This window comes from [Zimmermannella] bifida NBRC 103089 (assembly GCF_001570925.1).
GTDB lineage: Bacteria > Actinomycetota > Actinomycetes > Actinomycetales > Microbacteriaceae > Gulosibacter > Gulosibacter bifidus.
The window spans coordinates 1-15,355 of record NZ_BCSP01000007.1 but is presented as its reverse complement, the minus strand read 5'-3'; the positions used below and the strand labels follow the sequence as shown (position 1 = coordinate 15,355).

13 protein-coding genes are annotated in these 15,355 nt (G+C 62.4%); 12 read left to right on the top strand and 1 reads right to left on the bottom strand.

Annotation, left to right across the window (positions count from 1 at the left end; translation table 11 throughout):
• The first annotated feature begins 71 nt into the window (after nucleotides 1-71).
• The gene (locus ZBI01S_RS06615) at nucleotides 72-932 is read left to right on the top strand and encodes a glutamate ABC transporter substrate-binding protein (protein WP_066058157.1); all 861 of its coding nucleotides are present in this window, start codon (nucleotides 72-74) and stop codon (nucleotides 930-932) included.
• On the opposite strand, the gene ZBI01S_RS09855 is transcribed toward ZBI01S_RS06615, so the two are convergent.
• Complete coding sequence (locus ZBI01S_RS09855; RefSeq protein WP_159421437.1) at nucleotides 929-1,093, bottom strand: hypothetical protein; 165 nt, start codon at nucleotides 1,091-1,093, stop codon at nucleotides 929-931. The genes ZBI01S_RS06615 and ZBI01S_RS09855 overlap by 4 nt on opposite strands.
• On the opposite strand from ZBI01S_RS09855, the gene ZBI01S_RS06610 reads away from it, so the two are divergent.
• From ZBI01S_RS06610 to tyrS, 11 genes are all read left to right on the top strand, one after another.
• Complete coding sequence (locus ZBI01S_RS06610; RefSeq protein ID WP_066058154.1) at nucleotides 1,074-1,721, top strand: amino acid ABC transporter permease; 648 nt, start codon at nucleotides 1,074-1,076, stop codon at nucleotides 1,719-1,721. The two genes, ZBI01S_RS09855 and ZBI01S_RS06610, sit on opposite strands and share 20 nt — an antisense overlap.
• Nucleotides 1,718-2,686: an amino acid ABC transporter permease gene (locus ZBI01S_RS06605; RefSeq protein ID WP_066058150.1), complete on the top strand. Its 969-nt coding sequence runs from the start codon at nucleotides 1,718-1,720 to the stop codon at nucleotides 2,684-2,686. The genes ZBI01S_RS06610 and ZBI01S_RS06605 overlap by 4 nt, the downstream gene beginning before the upstream one ends.
• Nucleotides 2,687-2,724: 38 nt before the next feature.
• Complete coding sequence (gene pheS / locus ZBI01S_RS06600) at nucleotides 2,725-3,783, top strand: phenylalanine--tRNA ligase subunit alpha (protein ID WP_066058147.1); 1,059 nt, start codon at nucleotides 2,725-2,727, stop codon at nucleotides 3,781-3,783.
• 2 nt (nucleotides 3,784-3,785) lie between these two features.
• A complete protein-coding gene (gene pheT / locus ZBI01S_RS06595) occupies nucleotides 3,786-6,353 on the top strand; it encodes a phenylalanine--tRNA ligase subunit beta (protein ID WP_066058145.1) in 2,568 nt (855 codons plus the stop codon).
• A gap of 240 nt (nucleotides 6,354-6,593) precedes the next feature.
• The gene (gene argC, locus ZBI01S_RS06590; RefSeq protein ID WP_066058143.1) at nucleotides 6,594-7,640 is read left to right on the top strand and encodes an N-acetyl-gamma-glutamyl-phosphate reductase; all 1,047 of its coding nucleotides are present in this window, start codon (nucleotides 6,594-6,596) and stop codon (nucleotides 7,638-7,640) included.
• Nucleotides 7,637-8,803 carry a bifunctional glutamate N-acetyltransferase/amino-acid acetyltransferase ArgJ gene (gene argJ / locus ZBI01S_RS06585; protein ID WP_066058141.1) on the top strand — a complete coding sequence of 389 codons (1,167 nt, stop codon included), beginning with the start codon at nucleotides 7,637-7,639 and terminating at the stop codon, nucleotides 8,801-8,803. Before argC ends, argJ begins: the two co-directional genes overlap by 4 nt.
• Nucleotides 8,804-8,816: 13 nt before the next feature.
• A complete protein-coding gene (gene argB / locus ZBI01S_RS06580; RefSeq protein WP_066058138.1) occupies nucleotides 8,817-9,767 on the top strand; it encodes an acetylglutamate kinase in 951 nt (316 codons plus the stop codon).
• A gap of 35 nt (nucleotides 9,768-9,802) precedes the next feature.
• Nucleotides 9,803-10,750, top strand: coding sequence for an ornithine carbamoyltransferase (argF, locus tag ZBI01S_RS06575; protein WP_066058135.1), 948 nt, complete (start codon nucleotides 9,803-9,805; stop codon nucleotides 10,748-10,750).
• An 85-nt stretch (nucleotides 10,751-10,835) separates the two neighbouring features.
• Nucleotides 10,836-12,035 (top strand): argininosuccinate synthase, encoded by a 1,200-nt coding sequence (locus ZBI01S_RS06570; RefSeq protein ID WP_066058131.1) that lies wholly within the window; start codon nucleotides 10,836-10,838, stop codon nucleotides 12,033-12,035.
• A 6-nt stretch (nucleotides 12,036-12,041) separates the two neighbouring features.
• The gene (gene argH / locus ZBI01S_RS06565) at nucleotides 12,042-13,475 is read left to right on the top strand and encodes an argininosuccinate lyase (RefSeq protein ID WP_066058128.1); all 1,434 of its coding nucleotides are present in this window, start codon (nucleotides 12,042-12,044) and stop codon (nucleotides 13,473-13,475) included.
• Nucleotides 13,476-13,624: 149 nt separating this feature from the next.
• Nucleotides 13,625-14,926 carry a tyrosine--tRNA ligase gene (gene tyrS / locus ZBI01S_RS06560; RefSeq protein ID WP_066058125.1) on the top strand — a complete coding sequence of 434 codons (1,302 nt, stop codon included), beginning with the start codon at nucleotides 13,625-13,627 and terminating at the stop codon, nucleotides 14,924-14,926.
• Nucleotides 14,927-15,355: the final 429 nt, after the last annotated feature.

The following is a 15,355-nucleotide window of genomic DNA, read 5'->3' as shown; positions in this document are numbered from 1 at the left end:
AACCCACGTTGTATTCCCGAGCGGGCATCAAACGATGCCGGCACAATTCACCATCGAACAAAGGAGTTCGTATGAACCTCAAACGCACCCTCTCGACGATCGCAATGGCCGCCTCAGCAATGCTTGCCATCACGGCCTGCAGCAGTGACGCCACCAGTGAAGAACCGCCGAAGCAGTCGTTCGCCGAAGGCTCGACCATGGCGCGCATCCAGAGCGAAGGCAAGCTCGTAGTCGGTGTGAAGTTTGACCAGCCGCTGTTCGGTCTCGCCGGACCAGACGGCACCCCGGTCGGCTTCGACATCGAAATCGCAAAAATGATCGCCCACGAACTCGGTGTGCCCGAAGACAAGATCGAATGGCGCGAAACGGTCTCGCAAAACCGTGAGCCGTTCATCCAGGACGGTCAGGTCGACATCGTTGTCGCCACCTACACGATCAACGACACTCGCAAGGAAGTCATCGACTTCGCCGGTCCCTACTACGTAGCCGGGCAGTCGTTCCTGGTGCCAGCCGGTAACCCGAAGGGGATTACCTCGGATCCCGCCTCGTTGGGCGACGCCAAAGTCTGCACGGTGACCGGTTCGACCTCAGAGAAAAACGTCCGTGAACACACCAAGAACGTGATCACCGTCGACAAGTACTCGGACTGCCTCGAACCCATCCGCACCGGCCAGGCCGACGCACTCACCACCGACAACGTCATCCTTGCCGGACTCGTTTCGCAGAACGGCGAAGAGTTTGAAGTTGTTGATGGCACCTTCACCGAAGAGCCCTACGGCATCGGTTTGAAGAAGGGTGACGAAGAGTTCCAGGAGTTCATCAACACCACGCTCGAGACCTCGTTCGAGGACGGCCGTTGGGAAACCGCGTGGAAGGAAAGCGTCGGGGACGTCCTCGAAATGCCTAAGCCACCGGCAATTGAGCGCTACTAAGTAGCAACTGAACCCGCTGTCTTGCCGCGGTCGGTTGCCATGCCCCAGCGATCGGTATCGAACACGATGCCGGTACCGGCACCCATACCGGCCGCGGCAGCAGCACCATCGCCACTGTCAACGACGACCTGATGGAATGAAATGCAAGCGATATTCGACAATCTGGATGCGGTCCTGCAGGGATTCGGCACCACGATCTTGCTCCTCGTAGTGGGCGGAATCGGGGCGTCGATCATTGGAACGTTTGTGGCGTTCCTGCGGATCTCGCCAATTCCCGCACTGCGGACGATGGCGACGGTGTACACCGAGGTTGTGCGGAACACCCCGCTCACGCTCGTCTTCTTTTTCATGGTCGTCGTGCTGCCAGCGCTGAGCCTCGGCATGGACTCCCTGCAGGGCGCCTTCATCGCGCTGGCGATCTACACCTCGCCATTCGTCGCCGAAGCGCTTCGCTCCGGAATCAATGGCGTCCCCATCGGACAGGCCGAGGCGGCGCGTTCGCTCGGTCTGAACTTCTCCCAAACCGTGACGACGATCATTTTCCCGCAGGCCGCGCGAATGGTTGTACCACCACTCATCAACGTCTACATCGCCCTCGCAAAGAACACCGCGGTCGCCTCGGGATTCGTCGTCACCGAGTTGGTGGCAACCTCGAAGATCCTGGCCAACGAGTACGGAAACCAGATCATTCCGCTGCTGCTCGGTATCGCCTTCTTCTACCTGATCATCACCATCCCACTCGGTCTCATCGCCGGGTACGTTGAACGAAAGGTGGCGGTGCTGCGATGAGCGCTTCAGTTCTCTACGATGCGCCGGGACCAAAGGCCCGTCGCCGCTCGACGGTCATCTCCGTCATCAGCACGATCATCGTGGTGACGCTGATCGGCTGGCTGGCCTGGTCACTCGGACAACCCCGACAAACCGCCGGTGGCGCCACGCTCACCGGGCTGTGGGATCCGTCTCGCTGGGACATCTTTGCCGAACCAGAAGTCTGGGAAGGTTTGCTCTGGCGAGGTCTCGTGATGGGTACGCTGCGTGCCGCAGCGCTCGCGGCAGTGCTCGCACTCGTGATCGGCGTGCTGTTCGCGCTCGGCCGCGTCGCGCGACCCGCGTGGATCCGCATCCCGACCACGATCATCCTGGAATTCTTCCGCGGTATGCCGATTCTGCTGGTGATGCTGTTCATCCTGCTCGGGATGAAGGTGGGCGCGTATGCGGCCGTGGTCGGCGGTCTGGCCATCTACAACGGCGCGATCATCGGTGAAGTACTACGCGCCGGTATTGTCTCGCTCCCGCGCGGTCAGACCGAAGCCGCCCAGTCGCTCGGGTTTACGAACCTGCAGACGCAGTTCCTGATCCAGTTGCCCCAAGCCTTCACCCAGATGCTGCCGATCATCCTGGCGCAGATGGTGGTGCTGCTCAAGGACACCTCGTTGGCCTACATCGTGGCCTACCCGGAGCTCCTACGTGTTTCGACCACGATGAAGGACTTCTACGGTTCGGGTAAGTACTCGTTCTCGCTGTTCATCGTGACCCTGGCGATCTACCTCATCGTGAACCTGGTTGTCAGCATGTTGGCTCGACGGCTCGCACGTCGCACGGGTACGCAGGCCGTCGGCGCCCGTCGCAAGCGAGACAAGACCGGCGCCGCGGTGACGCCACCGCCTCCGGGAGAGATCGGTACCGACACCTCGCTGCTATCGATTGGGCAAGCGGATGGCATGACTGGACGCGCTCCGGAGCACCGTCCCTGATCTCGGTCGCGACCGGACACGCATCCCCACTAGACTGTGTGACCGTGTCTGAAACCAACGCATCCGAGCATCCAATCACTCCGGAAGCCGTCACCGCTGCGCAATCGGCTGCCCTGACCGCCATTGCGCAAGCCAGCGATGCTGCTGCGCTGAAGCAGGTTCGATCGGAATTCCTCGGTGAACAGTCCGCACTCGCCCAATTGAACGCGGCCATGCGCCACGTGCCAAAGGACCAGAAGAAGGCTGCTGGGCAGCTCATTGGTCAGGCCCGCGGCGCCGTCAACCAGGCGTACAGTGCGCGCGAGGCAGAGCTTGCGGCTGCCGAAGCCGCAGCGCGAATTGCTGCCGAACGTGTTGACGTCACGGCCTACGCTTCGCGCGAGCGCAACGGCGCCCGCCACCCGCTGAACATGCTCCGCGACCGCGTCAGCGACATCTTCGTGGGTATGGGTTGGGAGATCGCCGACGGCCCCGAACTCGAGAACGAGTGGTTCAACTTCGACTCGCTCAACTTTGACGCCGACCACCCGGCCCGTGCTCTGCAGGACACGTTCTTCGTCGAGCCGGTCGAACGTCACATGCTGTTGCGCACGCACACGTCGCCGGTACAGATGCGCTCGATGCTCGAACGCGGCGCGCCCCTCTACATTCTTTCGCCGGGCCGCACGTATCGCACCGACGAGCTCGACGCTACGCACTCGCCGGCCTTCATGCAGTTTGAGGGCCTCGCCGTCGACAAGAACCTGAGCATGGCGCACCTGCGCGGCACGCTCGAACACCTTGCCCGCACGCTCTTTGGCGAAGACGCCAAGATTCGTCTGCGTAACAACTACTTCCCGTTCACCGAGCCGAGTGCCGAAATGGACGTTTGGCACCCGCTCGCTAAGGGCGGCCCGCGCTGGATCGAATGGGGCGGCTGCGGCATGGTGCACCCGAACGTGTTGAAGGCGGCCGGTATCGATCCTGAGGAATACCGTGGCTTTGCCTTTGGCATGGGTGTGGAGCGCACGCTCATGTTCCGCAACGAGCTCACTGACATGCGCGACATGGTTGAGGGCGATATTCGGTTTAGCGAACAGTTCGGAATGGTGATCTAGCAATGCGCGTACCTCTTTCATGGCTTCGCGAGTACGTCGAAGTCGACTCGGATGCATCCCCGCAAGACGTCCTCGACGCGTTCGTTCGCGTCGGGTTCGAAGACGAAGACATTCACGGCGGCGACATCACCGGACCCGTCGTGGTTGGTGAAGTGCTCGAGCGCATTCCAGAACCACAGAAGAACGGCAAGACCATTAACTGGTGCCAGGTTCGCGTTGCACCCGATGGCGAGACCGCGGCCGATGGCGGTGACGCTATCCACGGCATTGTCTGTGGCGCACACAACTTCGAGGTGGGCGACAAGGTAGTGGTTACGCTGCCGGGTGCCGTACTACCGGGCAACTTCGCGATCTCGCCACGCAAGACCTACGGCCACGTGTCCGAAGGCATGATGGCATCGAGCCGCGAACTCGGCATCAGCGATGACCACGACGGCATCATCGTGCTGGGCAACTTGGGTATCGACGCCGAAGTTGGCACGCCAGCGCTGCCGCTGCTCGGACTCGACGACATTGCGGTTGAAGTCAACGTCACTCCTGACCGCGGCTACGCCATGTCGATGCGCGGGCTCGCTCGCGAATACGGCCACGCCACCGGTGCGGCGTTCGCCGACCCAGCCATGCGCCCGGAGCTCGACGAGATCATTCGCGCGGCCACCGCATCCACACCCGACGAGGTGCGCGTGCCGGTAACTATTGCCGACGAACTCGCCGTTCGCGACGAGCCACTGAGCGAAGTGTTCGCCGGATTCGTGGTGACCGGAGTCGACGGTAACCGTGCGACTCCCGGATGGATGAAATCGCGTTTGCGTCTCGCCGGCATTCGTTCGCTCGGTCTGCTGATCGACATTACGAACTACGTCATGCTCGAACTCGGTCAGCCGATCCACGGCTACGACCTGGATGCGCTGCGCGGCGGCATCACCGTCCGTCGTGCCACCGCGGGGGAGACGCTCAAGACGCTCGACGACCAGACGCGCAAGCTCTCGGACGAAGACATCCTCATCACTGACGACCGCGGCCCGATCGGCATCGCCGGCGTCATGGGCGGCGCCGAGACTGAGCTTTCGGCGGACACCACCAACGTGTTCATCGAGTCGGCCAACTTTGCGCCGATCTCGATTGCGCGTACGGCACGCCGTCACAAGCTGCCCTCGGAAGCATCGCGCCGCTTCGCCCGCAGCGTTGACCCGGCCGTGGCAACCAAGGCCGCTGCTCGCGTAGCGGAACTCATGGTTGAACTTGCTGGCGGCACCATTGCCCCAGCGGGTGTCGTTGTTGGCGAGCCTGCCGCACGTGCAGCGATCGCGCTTGACCCGGCGCTGCCGGCACGACTCATGGGTATCGACTACGCCCGTGAAGAACTGGTTGAGGCCCTCACCGCAACCGGCTGCACCGTGGGTGAGCAGGACGGCGCGTTCGCAGTTGTGCCCCCGAGCTGGCGTCACGACCTGACCGACGACGTTGACCTGGTTGAAGAGATCGGTCGCCTCGCTGGATTCGACCGCATCCCGTCGATCGTGCCGCAGGCATCGAGTGGCCGCGGATTCACCCGCGCGCAAGAGCTTCGCCGCAAGCTGAGTGACGTTCTCGCGGCGACGGGCAACACCGAGGTCATCACCTACCCGTTCGTCACCGAAGCCGCGAACAAGTGCTTTGGTGCAGTCGCTGGCGAAGCCGTCGAATCGATCAAGCTCGCGAACGCACTCGACGCCACCCAGGGCTGGCTGCGCCGCAGCCTGCTGCCGGGGCTGACCGAAGCCGCGCACCGAAACGTATCTCGTGGCATGACCGATGTGGCCGTGTTCGAAATTGGCCGCGTATTCCGACCAGAAACCGGTCGCCGCTACGGCGTCGACGAGCTGCCACCGGTGGCCGCGCGCCCGAGTGACACCGTGCTTGCCGAACTGAACGCATCCCTGCCGCCGCAGCCCTACTGGGTCGCCGCGGTCATGGTGGGTAACCGCACCGACAAGCAGCCGGGCATGGCGGCTGCCGCCTACGGCTGGCAGGACGCACTCGAACTCGTTGACCGCATTGCGCTGGCTACGGCTGCGAACCTCAAGGTGCGCCAGGGCGAACACCCAGCGTTCCACCCGGGCCGCTGCGGTGAAGTATTCGTCGTTGACGCTGCCGGCAACGAGCACGCCATCGGTTTTGCCGGTGAACTGCACCCCGACGTCGCCGCAGATCGCGACCTGCCACGCGTTGTCGCCGCGGTTGAGCTGGATGCGGATGCGCTCATTGCGCACGCAAACCGTCACGTGATCGCAGGCGTCATCGCGGGCGTTCCCGCAGCCACGCAGGACCTCTCGCTGGTCGTTGCGCAGGACGTCCCGGCCGCGGAAGTACTGGATGCAGTACGTGCCGGTGCCGGCGAACTGCTCGAGCACATCCACCTGGTAGACGACTACCGCGGTGCCGGGCTCGACGACGACCAGAAGTCGCTGACGTTCGCGTTGCGCTTCCGTGCGACCGACCGCACGCTTACCGCTGCCGAAGCGACCGAAGCAAAGGAAGCCGGCGCAGCTGTGGCGAAGGACCGATTTGGCGCGCAGATCCGCGCCTAATCAGTCACGCTGATTTCGATTCCAGGGCCCGGACATCACCGTCCGGGCCCTGTTTCGTTTTCACGAGGCGCAGGTGGTTCGACTGGCGCAGCGCTGATTGGATACACCGTCAATTCAACCCGCGCGAACGTGCAACAAGCGGCGAAAGCGCGAACGAAACTGCACAAGGTGTTTGGTCAAGCGGCGTACGAAGGCCGCGGACGTGACCGAATGTAAGTTCAAGACAACTAGGATGGGGATATGAAGTACTCAGTAGCCGTTGCCGGTGCGTCGGGTTACGGCGGGGGAGAAGTCCTCCGCCTGCTCGCGAACCACCCCGAGTTTGACGTGCGGACCGTGACCGCACACTCGCAGGCCGGGCAACGACTGCGATCCGTGCATCCCCACCTGGCAAGCTACGGCGACCTGGAACTGCAGCCAACCACGGCCGAGGTGCTCGCCGGTCACGATGTTGTGTTCCTAGCGCTGCCACACGGACATTCGGCAGCAATCGCGGCGCAACTGCCCGAATCAACGCTTGTCCTTGACGCCGGTGCTGACCACCGACTTGAGCGCGAGCAAGACTGGATCGACTACTACGGCAGCGAATATGCCGGTAGCTGGGCCTACGGCTTGCCAGAGCTGATTCTTGCCGACGGCACCAAGCAGCGCGAGCAATTGCCCGGCTGCCGCCGCATCGCCGTACCCGGCTGCAATGTGACCGCGGTGACATTGGCGCTCGCCCCGCTCATCCACCACGGCGTTATCGAAGCTGATGACCTCAGCGCGGTGCTCGCCGTTGGGCCGTCTGGTGCCGGCAAGAAAGCCAGCGTTTCACTGCTCGGTAGCGAACTCATCGGCAACATTGCGCCCTACGCCGCGTTCGGCACCCACCGACACGTGCCCGAGATCCGCCAGAACCTGCGCCGAGCATCCGGCAGTGACGTGACCATCGCATTCACGCCCGTTCTGGTGCCCGCAGCACGCGGTATTCTTGCGACTTGCTCGGCTCGGGTAGCCCCCGGAAAGCGGCTTGCCGACGCGCTCGCCGCCTACAACGACGTGTATGCCGACGAACTGTTTATCGAGCTCATGCCCGAAGGCGTGCTGCCTCGAACCGGCGATGTGATCGGCTCGAACCGCACCCAGCTGGCCGTAGGTCTTGACGCCCGTGCCGGACGCATCGTTGTTTGCAGCGCCATCGATAACCTCGGCAAGGGCACCGCCGGCGCTGCAATTCAATCAGCCAACATTGCCCTCGGCATTTCTGAACCAACCGCATTGCCCGTGAATGGAGTAGCACCGTGACCGTAACCGCACCCAAGGGATTCCGCGCCGCAGGCGTCACCGCAGGAATCAAGACCAGCGGCAACCGAGACGTGGCACTCGTTGTCAACGACGGGCCATCGGCCGCCGCTGCCGCCGTGTTCACCATGAACCGATGCGAAGCACACCCGGTTACCTGGTCGCGCAAGGCTGTCGCTGATGGCTCGATCAGCGCGGTCCTCATCAACTCCGGTGGCGCCAACTGCTTCACCGGTGCGTTCGGCTACGAAACCGTAGAAGTTACGGCCGCTGCCGCTGCCGCAAAGCTCGGTATCGCCGACACCGACGTCCTCGTTTGCTCGACCGGCCTCATTGGTGCAGGTGACCAGACGTTCCGTGACGGCGTGCTCAAGGGCATTGATCTGGCCTACGACGCGCTCGGTACCGACACCGAATCGGGCGAGCAGGCAGCGGATGCGATCCGCACGACCGACTCGGTCATCAAGGTTGGCGTTCGTGAGGGTACCGGCGGTTACACCATCGGCGCCATGGCCAAGGGTGCCGGCATGCTCGCGCCAGGGCTGGCCACAATGCTGGTCGTTATCACCACCGACGCCGACCTCGAATCGGCCGCCCTCGACGCCGCACTTCGCGAAGCCACCCGCGTCAGCTTCGACCGCGTGGACTCGGACGGTGCCATGTCGACGAACGACACGGTCGCACTGCTCGCATCGGGTGCATCCGGAATCACCCCGGACACCGCTGAATTCACCGAGCTGCTGCGCGGCCTGTGCAACGACTTGGCCAAGCAGCTGCAGCAGGACGCAGAAGGCGCCAGCCACGACATCACCATCACCACCATGGGCGCTGCCAGCGAAACGGATGCGGTCAACGTATCCCGTGCCGTGAGCCGTTCGAACCTCTTCAAGGCCGCAATCTTCGGTAACGACCCGAACTGGGGTCGCGTGCTCGCCGCGATTGGCACCACCGACGCCGAGTTCGTGCCCGAGCAGATTGACGTCTCCATGAACGGCGCGATGGTCTGCAAGGCCGGTACGCCCTATGTTCCCGTTGACCAGGTCGACCTCACCCCGCGCGAAACCACAGTGCTGATCAACCTGCACGCCGGCGATGCCGAGGCAACAATCCTCACCAACGACCTCACGCACGATTACGTACACGAAAACAGCGCCTACTCGTCGTAGGCCGGAGGACTCCATGACAGGTCATAGCGACCCCACTAGCGACACCGTCTCGTCGTCCACTGATGCACCGGGTGTGCTCGCGGCGCCAACTGCGAAAGTCGAGACCCTGATCGAAGCGCTGCCCTGGATGCAGCGATACCACGGTGAAATCGTGGTCGTGAAGTTCGGTGGCAACGCCATGGTCGACCCCGAACTCATCGACGCATTTGCCGAAGACATTGCGTTCTTGCGGCACGCGGGCGTGCGTCCGGTCGTCGTGCACGGCGGTGGACCGCACATCTCGCGCATGCTCGACCGTGTCGGTATTGCCTCGGAGTTCCGTGCCGGATACCGATACACCAACGCCGAAGCCATTGAGATCGTTCGCATGGTGCTCGGCGGTCAGGTGGCGCGTGAGCTCGTGGCGGCAATCAACGAGGTTGCGCCGGTCGCTACCGGTATTTCGGGTGAAGACGCCGGATTGTTCCAAGCTCGCCGCAAGACGCACGATCAGGCTGGCGAACCAATCGACCTCGGCTACGTCGGTGAAATCGAATCGGTCAACCCAAACGTGGTGCTCGCCGATCTCGCTGCCGGCCGCATCCCGGTGGTCTCCACGATTGCCAGCGATATCAACCAGCCGCGCAAGGCGCTGAACATCAACGCCGACCGTGCCGCCGCAGCGCTTGCAGTGGCGCTCGGTGCCAAGAAGCTCGTCATGCTCACCGATGTTGAGGGGCTCTACCGAAACTGGCCCGACCCCAACTCACTCGCATCCACCATCACCGTGGGTGAACTGCGCGCCATGCTGCCGAACCTCGCAGCGGGCATGATTCCCAAGGCACAGGCGTGCATCGAAGCGATTGACGGTGGTGTGATGCGCGCCACGATTATCGACGGTCGCGAACCCCACGCAACCCTGCTCGAAATTTTTACGACGGACGGATTCGGCACCGAAGTCACGCCCGACACGATTGACAGCTGAATCTCGCTCAACGACTGACTTTTGAAAGGACCATCATGATTCGCCACTTCCTCCGCGATGATGACGTCACCCCTGCCGAGCAGCTCGAGATCCTTGAGCTTGCTAGCAAGCTCAAGGAGAACCGTTTCGCGGCACGCCCGCTCGAAGGGCCACAAAGCGTTGCCGTCATCTTCGACAAAAGTTCGACCCGTACGCGCGTCTCCTTTCACGTGGGTATCTCAGAACTCGGCGGTAGCCCACTGATCTTCACGACGGCAAACAGCCAGCTCGGCGGCAAAGAAACCCCATCGGACACCGCACGCGTGCTCGAGCGTATGACCCAGGCCATCGTTTGGCGAACCTACGAGCAGTCCGGCCTCGAAGAGATGGCCGCAGGCGCCACGGTGCCAGTTGTCAACGCGCTCAGCGATGACTTCCACCCGTGCCAACTGCTGGCCGACCTGCTGACGATCCGCGAACACCGCGGCGACACCCGCGGCCAGAAGCTAACCTTCGTCGGCGACGGCGCCTGCAATATGGGCCACTCGTACTTGCTCGCCGGCGCGCTCGCGGGCATGCACGTGTCGATCGCCTCGCCCGAGGGCTACCTGCCACGCGAAGACGTTGTGGCGGATGCACGCAAGATCGCTGCCGAGACCGGTGGTTCGATCACGGTCGGTACCGATCCCGCTGTTGCCGTGTCCGGTGCCGATGTTGTTGCCACCGACACCTGGGTATCGATGGGTATGGAGGCCGAGCGCGAAGCGCGGGTCGCGACGTTCTCGCCATACCGGGTCACCGCATCCCTCATGGCAGAAGCAAAGTCGGACGCCATCTTCATCCACTGTCTGCCCGCAGACCGCGGATTCGAAGTCGACGCCGAGGTCATTGATGGACCGCAATCGGTGATCTGGGACGAAGCCGAAAACCGTTTGCACGCACAGAAGGCCCTGCTGGTGTGGCTGCTCGCGAAGGCGCGCGGCCAGTCGCTGCCACAGGCCTAACCATCACCGATTCACGACCTCAGTAATTCACACCTGACCCCTCAACTAGAATGGGGAAAAGGCCAGTTCTCGCAAAAGGAGCACCATGACTGAACGCATTGTTCTTGCATACTCGGGAGGGCTCGACACCTCCGTTGCCATTCCATGGATCAAGGAACGAACCGGCCGCGACGTAATCGCTTTTGCCGTTGACGTAGGACAGGCCGGCGAAGACCTCGAGCAGATCCGCCAGCGCGCACTCGACTGCGGTGCGGTTGAAGCAGTTGTGCTGGATGCACGTGACGAGTATGCGGACGACTACCTGATCCCTGCGCTGAAGGCCAACGCGCTCTACCAGCGCCGCTACCCACTGGTTTCGGCCCTCTCGCGTCCGCTGATCGCCCGCCACCTGGCACGCGTGGCTCGCGAGCTCGGCGCCAACTCGATTGCCCACGGTTGCACCGGTATGGGTAACGACCAGGTCCGCTTCGAAGCTGCCGTTGCCGCAGTCGCACCAGAGCTCGAGTCGATCGCACCGATCCGCGACCTCTCGCTCACCCGCGACGTTGCCATCGAATACGCCGAAGCCAACAAGCTGCCGATCCGCCAGTCGAAGTCGTCGCCATACTCGGTTGACCAGAACATGTGGGGCCGCGCAGTTGAGACCGGCTTCCTTGAAGACCCGTGGAACGCACCGATCGAAGACCTGTATGAGTACACGCAGGACCCAACGATTCAGCGCGACCCGACTGAGATCACCATCGCGTTTGAAGCTGGTGTACCGGTTGCCATCGACGGCGAGCGCATGAGCATGCGTCAGATCGTTGAGAAGCTCAACGACCTTGCTGGCAAGCACGGCGTCGGCCGCCTCGACATGGTTGAGGACCGCCTCGTGGGCATTAAGTCGCGTGAGATCTACGAAGCTCCCGCCGCTATCGCCCTTATCGAAGCGCACACGCAGCTTGAAGACCTCGTGCTTGAGCGCGACGTCCACCGCTACAAGCGCGAAGTTGAGGTCGAATGGTCGAACCTCGTTTACGACGGTCTGTGGTTCGGCGGCCTCAAGGTCGCCCTCGACAGCTTCATCGACCACACCCAGGAAAAGGTTACCGGTGAGGTTCGCATGACCCTGCACCAGGGCCGCGCCGTGGTGACTGGCCGCCGTTCGGACCAGTCGCTCTACGACTACTCGCTCGCTACCTACGACACCGGCAACACCTTCAACCAGGACGCAGCTCGTGGCTTCATCGAACTGCACAGCCTGCCATCGAAGATTGCCGCACGTCGCGACAAGCCGCAGCTCTAGGAACTCATGACGAATTCGAATTCTCGCGCCAGCGAAGACGGTGCCCTCTGGGGTGGCCGCTTCGCTGGCGGCCCGTCGGCGGAATTGGCAGCCCTGTCGAAGTCGACGCACTTCGACTGGAAGTTTGCTGCGTACGACCTCGCCGGATCCCGCGCGCACGCACGCGCGCTGGCTTCGGCCGGATACCTCGACGACGCCGAACTCACCGGCATGATCAACGCGCTCGACGAGCTCGAGCGTCGCGTGGTCACCAACGAGTTCCGTCCCGAGGCTCAGGATGAGGACGTGCATTCGGCGCTCGAACGCGGCCTGATGCAGATCGCTGGTCCAGAACTCGGCGGCAAGTTGCGCGCTGGACGTAGCCGTAACGACCAGATCGCCACGTTCATCCGCATGTACATTCGCGACACGTCGCACGTCATCGGGGGACTGGTTGCGGAACTCGCCGGTGCACTCGCATCGCAGGCCGAGACCAACATGACGGTGATCATGCCCGGTCGCACCCACCTGCAGCACGCACAGCCGGTGCTGCTGGCACACCAGCTGCTCGCTCACGCGTGGCCGCTCATCCGTGACCTGCAGCGCCTTCGTGATCTGCGTCATCGCCTCGACTCGTCACCGTACGGCTCCGGTGCACTCGCGGGCTCGACGCTTGGGCTTGACGCCACGCAGGTTGCGACCGAACTCGGGTTCTCGTCTTCGGTGCCGAACTCGATCGATGGTACGGCCGCCCGCGACCTGGCTGCCGAGTACGCATTCGTACTGGCACAGATCGGCATCGACATTTCGCGCCTGAGCGAAGAGATCATCATCTGGAACACGAAGGAATTCGGTTTCGTCACCCTCGACGACGCATTCTCGACCGGCTCGAGCATCATGCCGCAGAAGAAGAACCCGGATATTCCCGAGCTTGCTCGTGGCAAGTCGGGCCGTCTGATCGGTAACCTCACCGGCCTGCTTGCGACGCTGAAGGCGCTGCCACTTGCGTACAACCGCGACCTGCAGGAAGACAAAGAACCACTCTTCGACTCGGTCGAACAGCTGCAGCTCGTACTGCCGGCGTTCATCGGTATGGTGCAGACCATGCGATTCCACGGTGCACGCATGCGTGAGCTCGCACCGCAAGGCTTCTCGCTGGCTACCGACGTTGCCGAATGGCTCGTTAAGCGTCACGTGCCGTTCCGGGATGCACACGAAATTTCGGGTGCGACCGTTCGCCTTGCCGAGTCCAAGGGCGTCGACCTCGACGGCCTGACCGACGAGGACTTCGCAAGTGTTTCGCCACTGCTCACCCCTGAGGTGCGCGATGTGCTGACCGTCGACGGTTCGGTTTCGACGCGTAACGGTCGCGGCGGTACTGCGCCAGACCGAGTTCGTGAGCAGCTGCAGGAATTCCGTTCGCTGCTTGACGAACTCGACGAGTTTGGCGGACAGCAGTAGCGGATCCGATTTCGCAATGAGCGGGGCGGCACTTCGGTGTCGCCCCGCTTGTGTTTGGGCCACCGAACGTTGCGGTAAATGCGCAACGTTTTGGATGCATCCGTCATGCCGCTGCGCACTGTCGTTCGCATGTTGTTACAGTTACCTGCGTGACTCAACGTGATCTTTCTTGGCAACGCAATGACCCCTCGTTCGACCACATCTTGGATGAACTCGAGTGGCGCGGCTATATTCACGTGTCCACCGACATCAATGAGCTGCGAAAGCGCATGTCGGAAGGTCCGATTTCGTACTACTGCGGTTTCGACCCGACCGCACCAAGCCTGCACCTCGGTCACCTGGTGCAGCTGCTGCTGCTGCGTCGCCTGCAGCTTGCCGGTCACAACCCGTTCGGCCTCGTGGGTGGTTCGACCGGCCTGATTGGTGACCCCCGCCCGACTGCCGAACGCACGCTCAATTCGCGCGAGACCGTTGCCGAGTGGGTACAGGGACTGCGCAACCAGATCGAGGGCTACCTCGACTTCGCCGGTGACAACCCGGCGCAAATGGTGAACAACCTTGACTGGACTGCAGAACTTTCGGCTCTCGACTTCTTGCGCGACCTCGGCAAGTTCTTCCGCGTGGGAACCATGCTCAAGAAGGATGCGGTTGCCGCACGTTTGAACTCCGACGCCGGTATCTCGTACACCGAGTTCAGCTACCAGGTGCTGCAGGCATTTGACTTCCTCGAACTCAACCGCCGCTACGGCGTCGAACTTCAGACCGGTGGTTCGGACCAGTGGGGCAACCTCGTTGGTGGTGTCGAGCTGATTCGCCGCAGCGAAGGCAAGACCGTGCACGCCATGGGCAGCCCGCTCATCACGAATTCGGACGGCACCAAGTTCGGTAAGAGTGAGGGCAACGCGATCTGGATTAATGCCGAACTCACCTCGCCGTACGCGTTCTACCAGTTCTGGCTCAACACCGATGACCGTGATGTCATCGAGCGACTGAAGGTGTTCACCTTCTTGAGCCGTGCCGAGATCGAAGCGCTCGAAGTGCAGGTTGCCGAAGCGCCGTTCAAGCGCGAAGCCCAGAAGACGCTGGCGAAGCATGTGACCGAACTCGTTCACGGTGCGGAAGCCACGGCTGCCGTTATCGCTGCGAGTGAAGCGCTCTTTGGCAAGGGAGACCTCGCCGCGCTCGAAGGCGATGTACTTGCTCAGGCTGTGGCTGAACTGCCCAACGTTGAGGTAGCGCTTGGCGCAACCATCGCCGATGTGCTTGTTGATACCGGTGCCGAAACGAGCGTGAGCTCTGCACGACGTGCCATCAAGCAGGGCGGTGTGGCCGTCAACAAGCTGCCGGTCACCGAAGCAGACCGCGCCGTTACCGAAGCCGATGTGCTGGCCGGGGGAGTCGTAGTGATTCGCCGTGGCAAGAAGACGTTGGTTGGTGCGTTCGTTAAGTAACACCATTTGCCGCACAGTTTTGGCAGCGGATGCCGCAGGCAAGTAGCTGCGATAGTCGCGAGGTGGTGCACCCATTCGGGTGCACCACCTTCGTCGTTTCCGGTACCGGCCGCGCAATCCCAATTCGGGCTGCTTCCGCACAAACCCGCGCGACACGCCCGGGCGTGCATCCGGATTTGCCGGTACCTCCGAACCTGCGTAATGTATTCATTCGTTGCCACCGAGAGCGCGGGACACAGTCAAGTAGAACCGCTCAGGCGCAACAAGCTATCGCCTAGCAAGCCTCTTGCACTTGCAGAGAAAACAAGCTAAGGTCGATGAATCACAAGCCCCAGGGCAAGCGCAACTGCGAGTCACTCGCAGAGCTGAACTGGGCAGACGAAACCCTTAAGGTCAAGCACAAGTAAATTGTGTGGCGCTTTTTGGTGT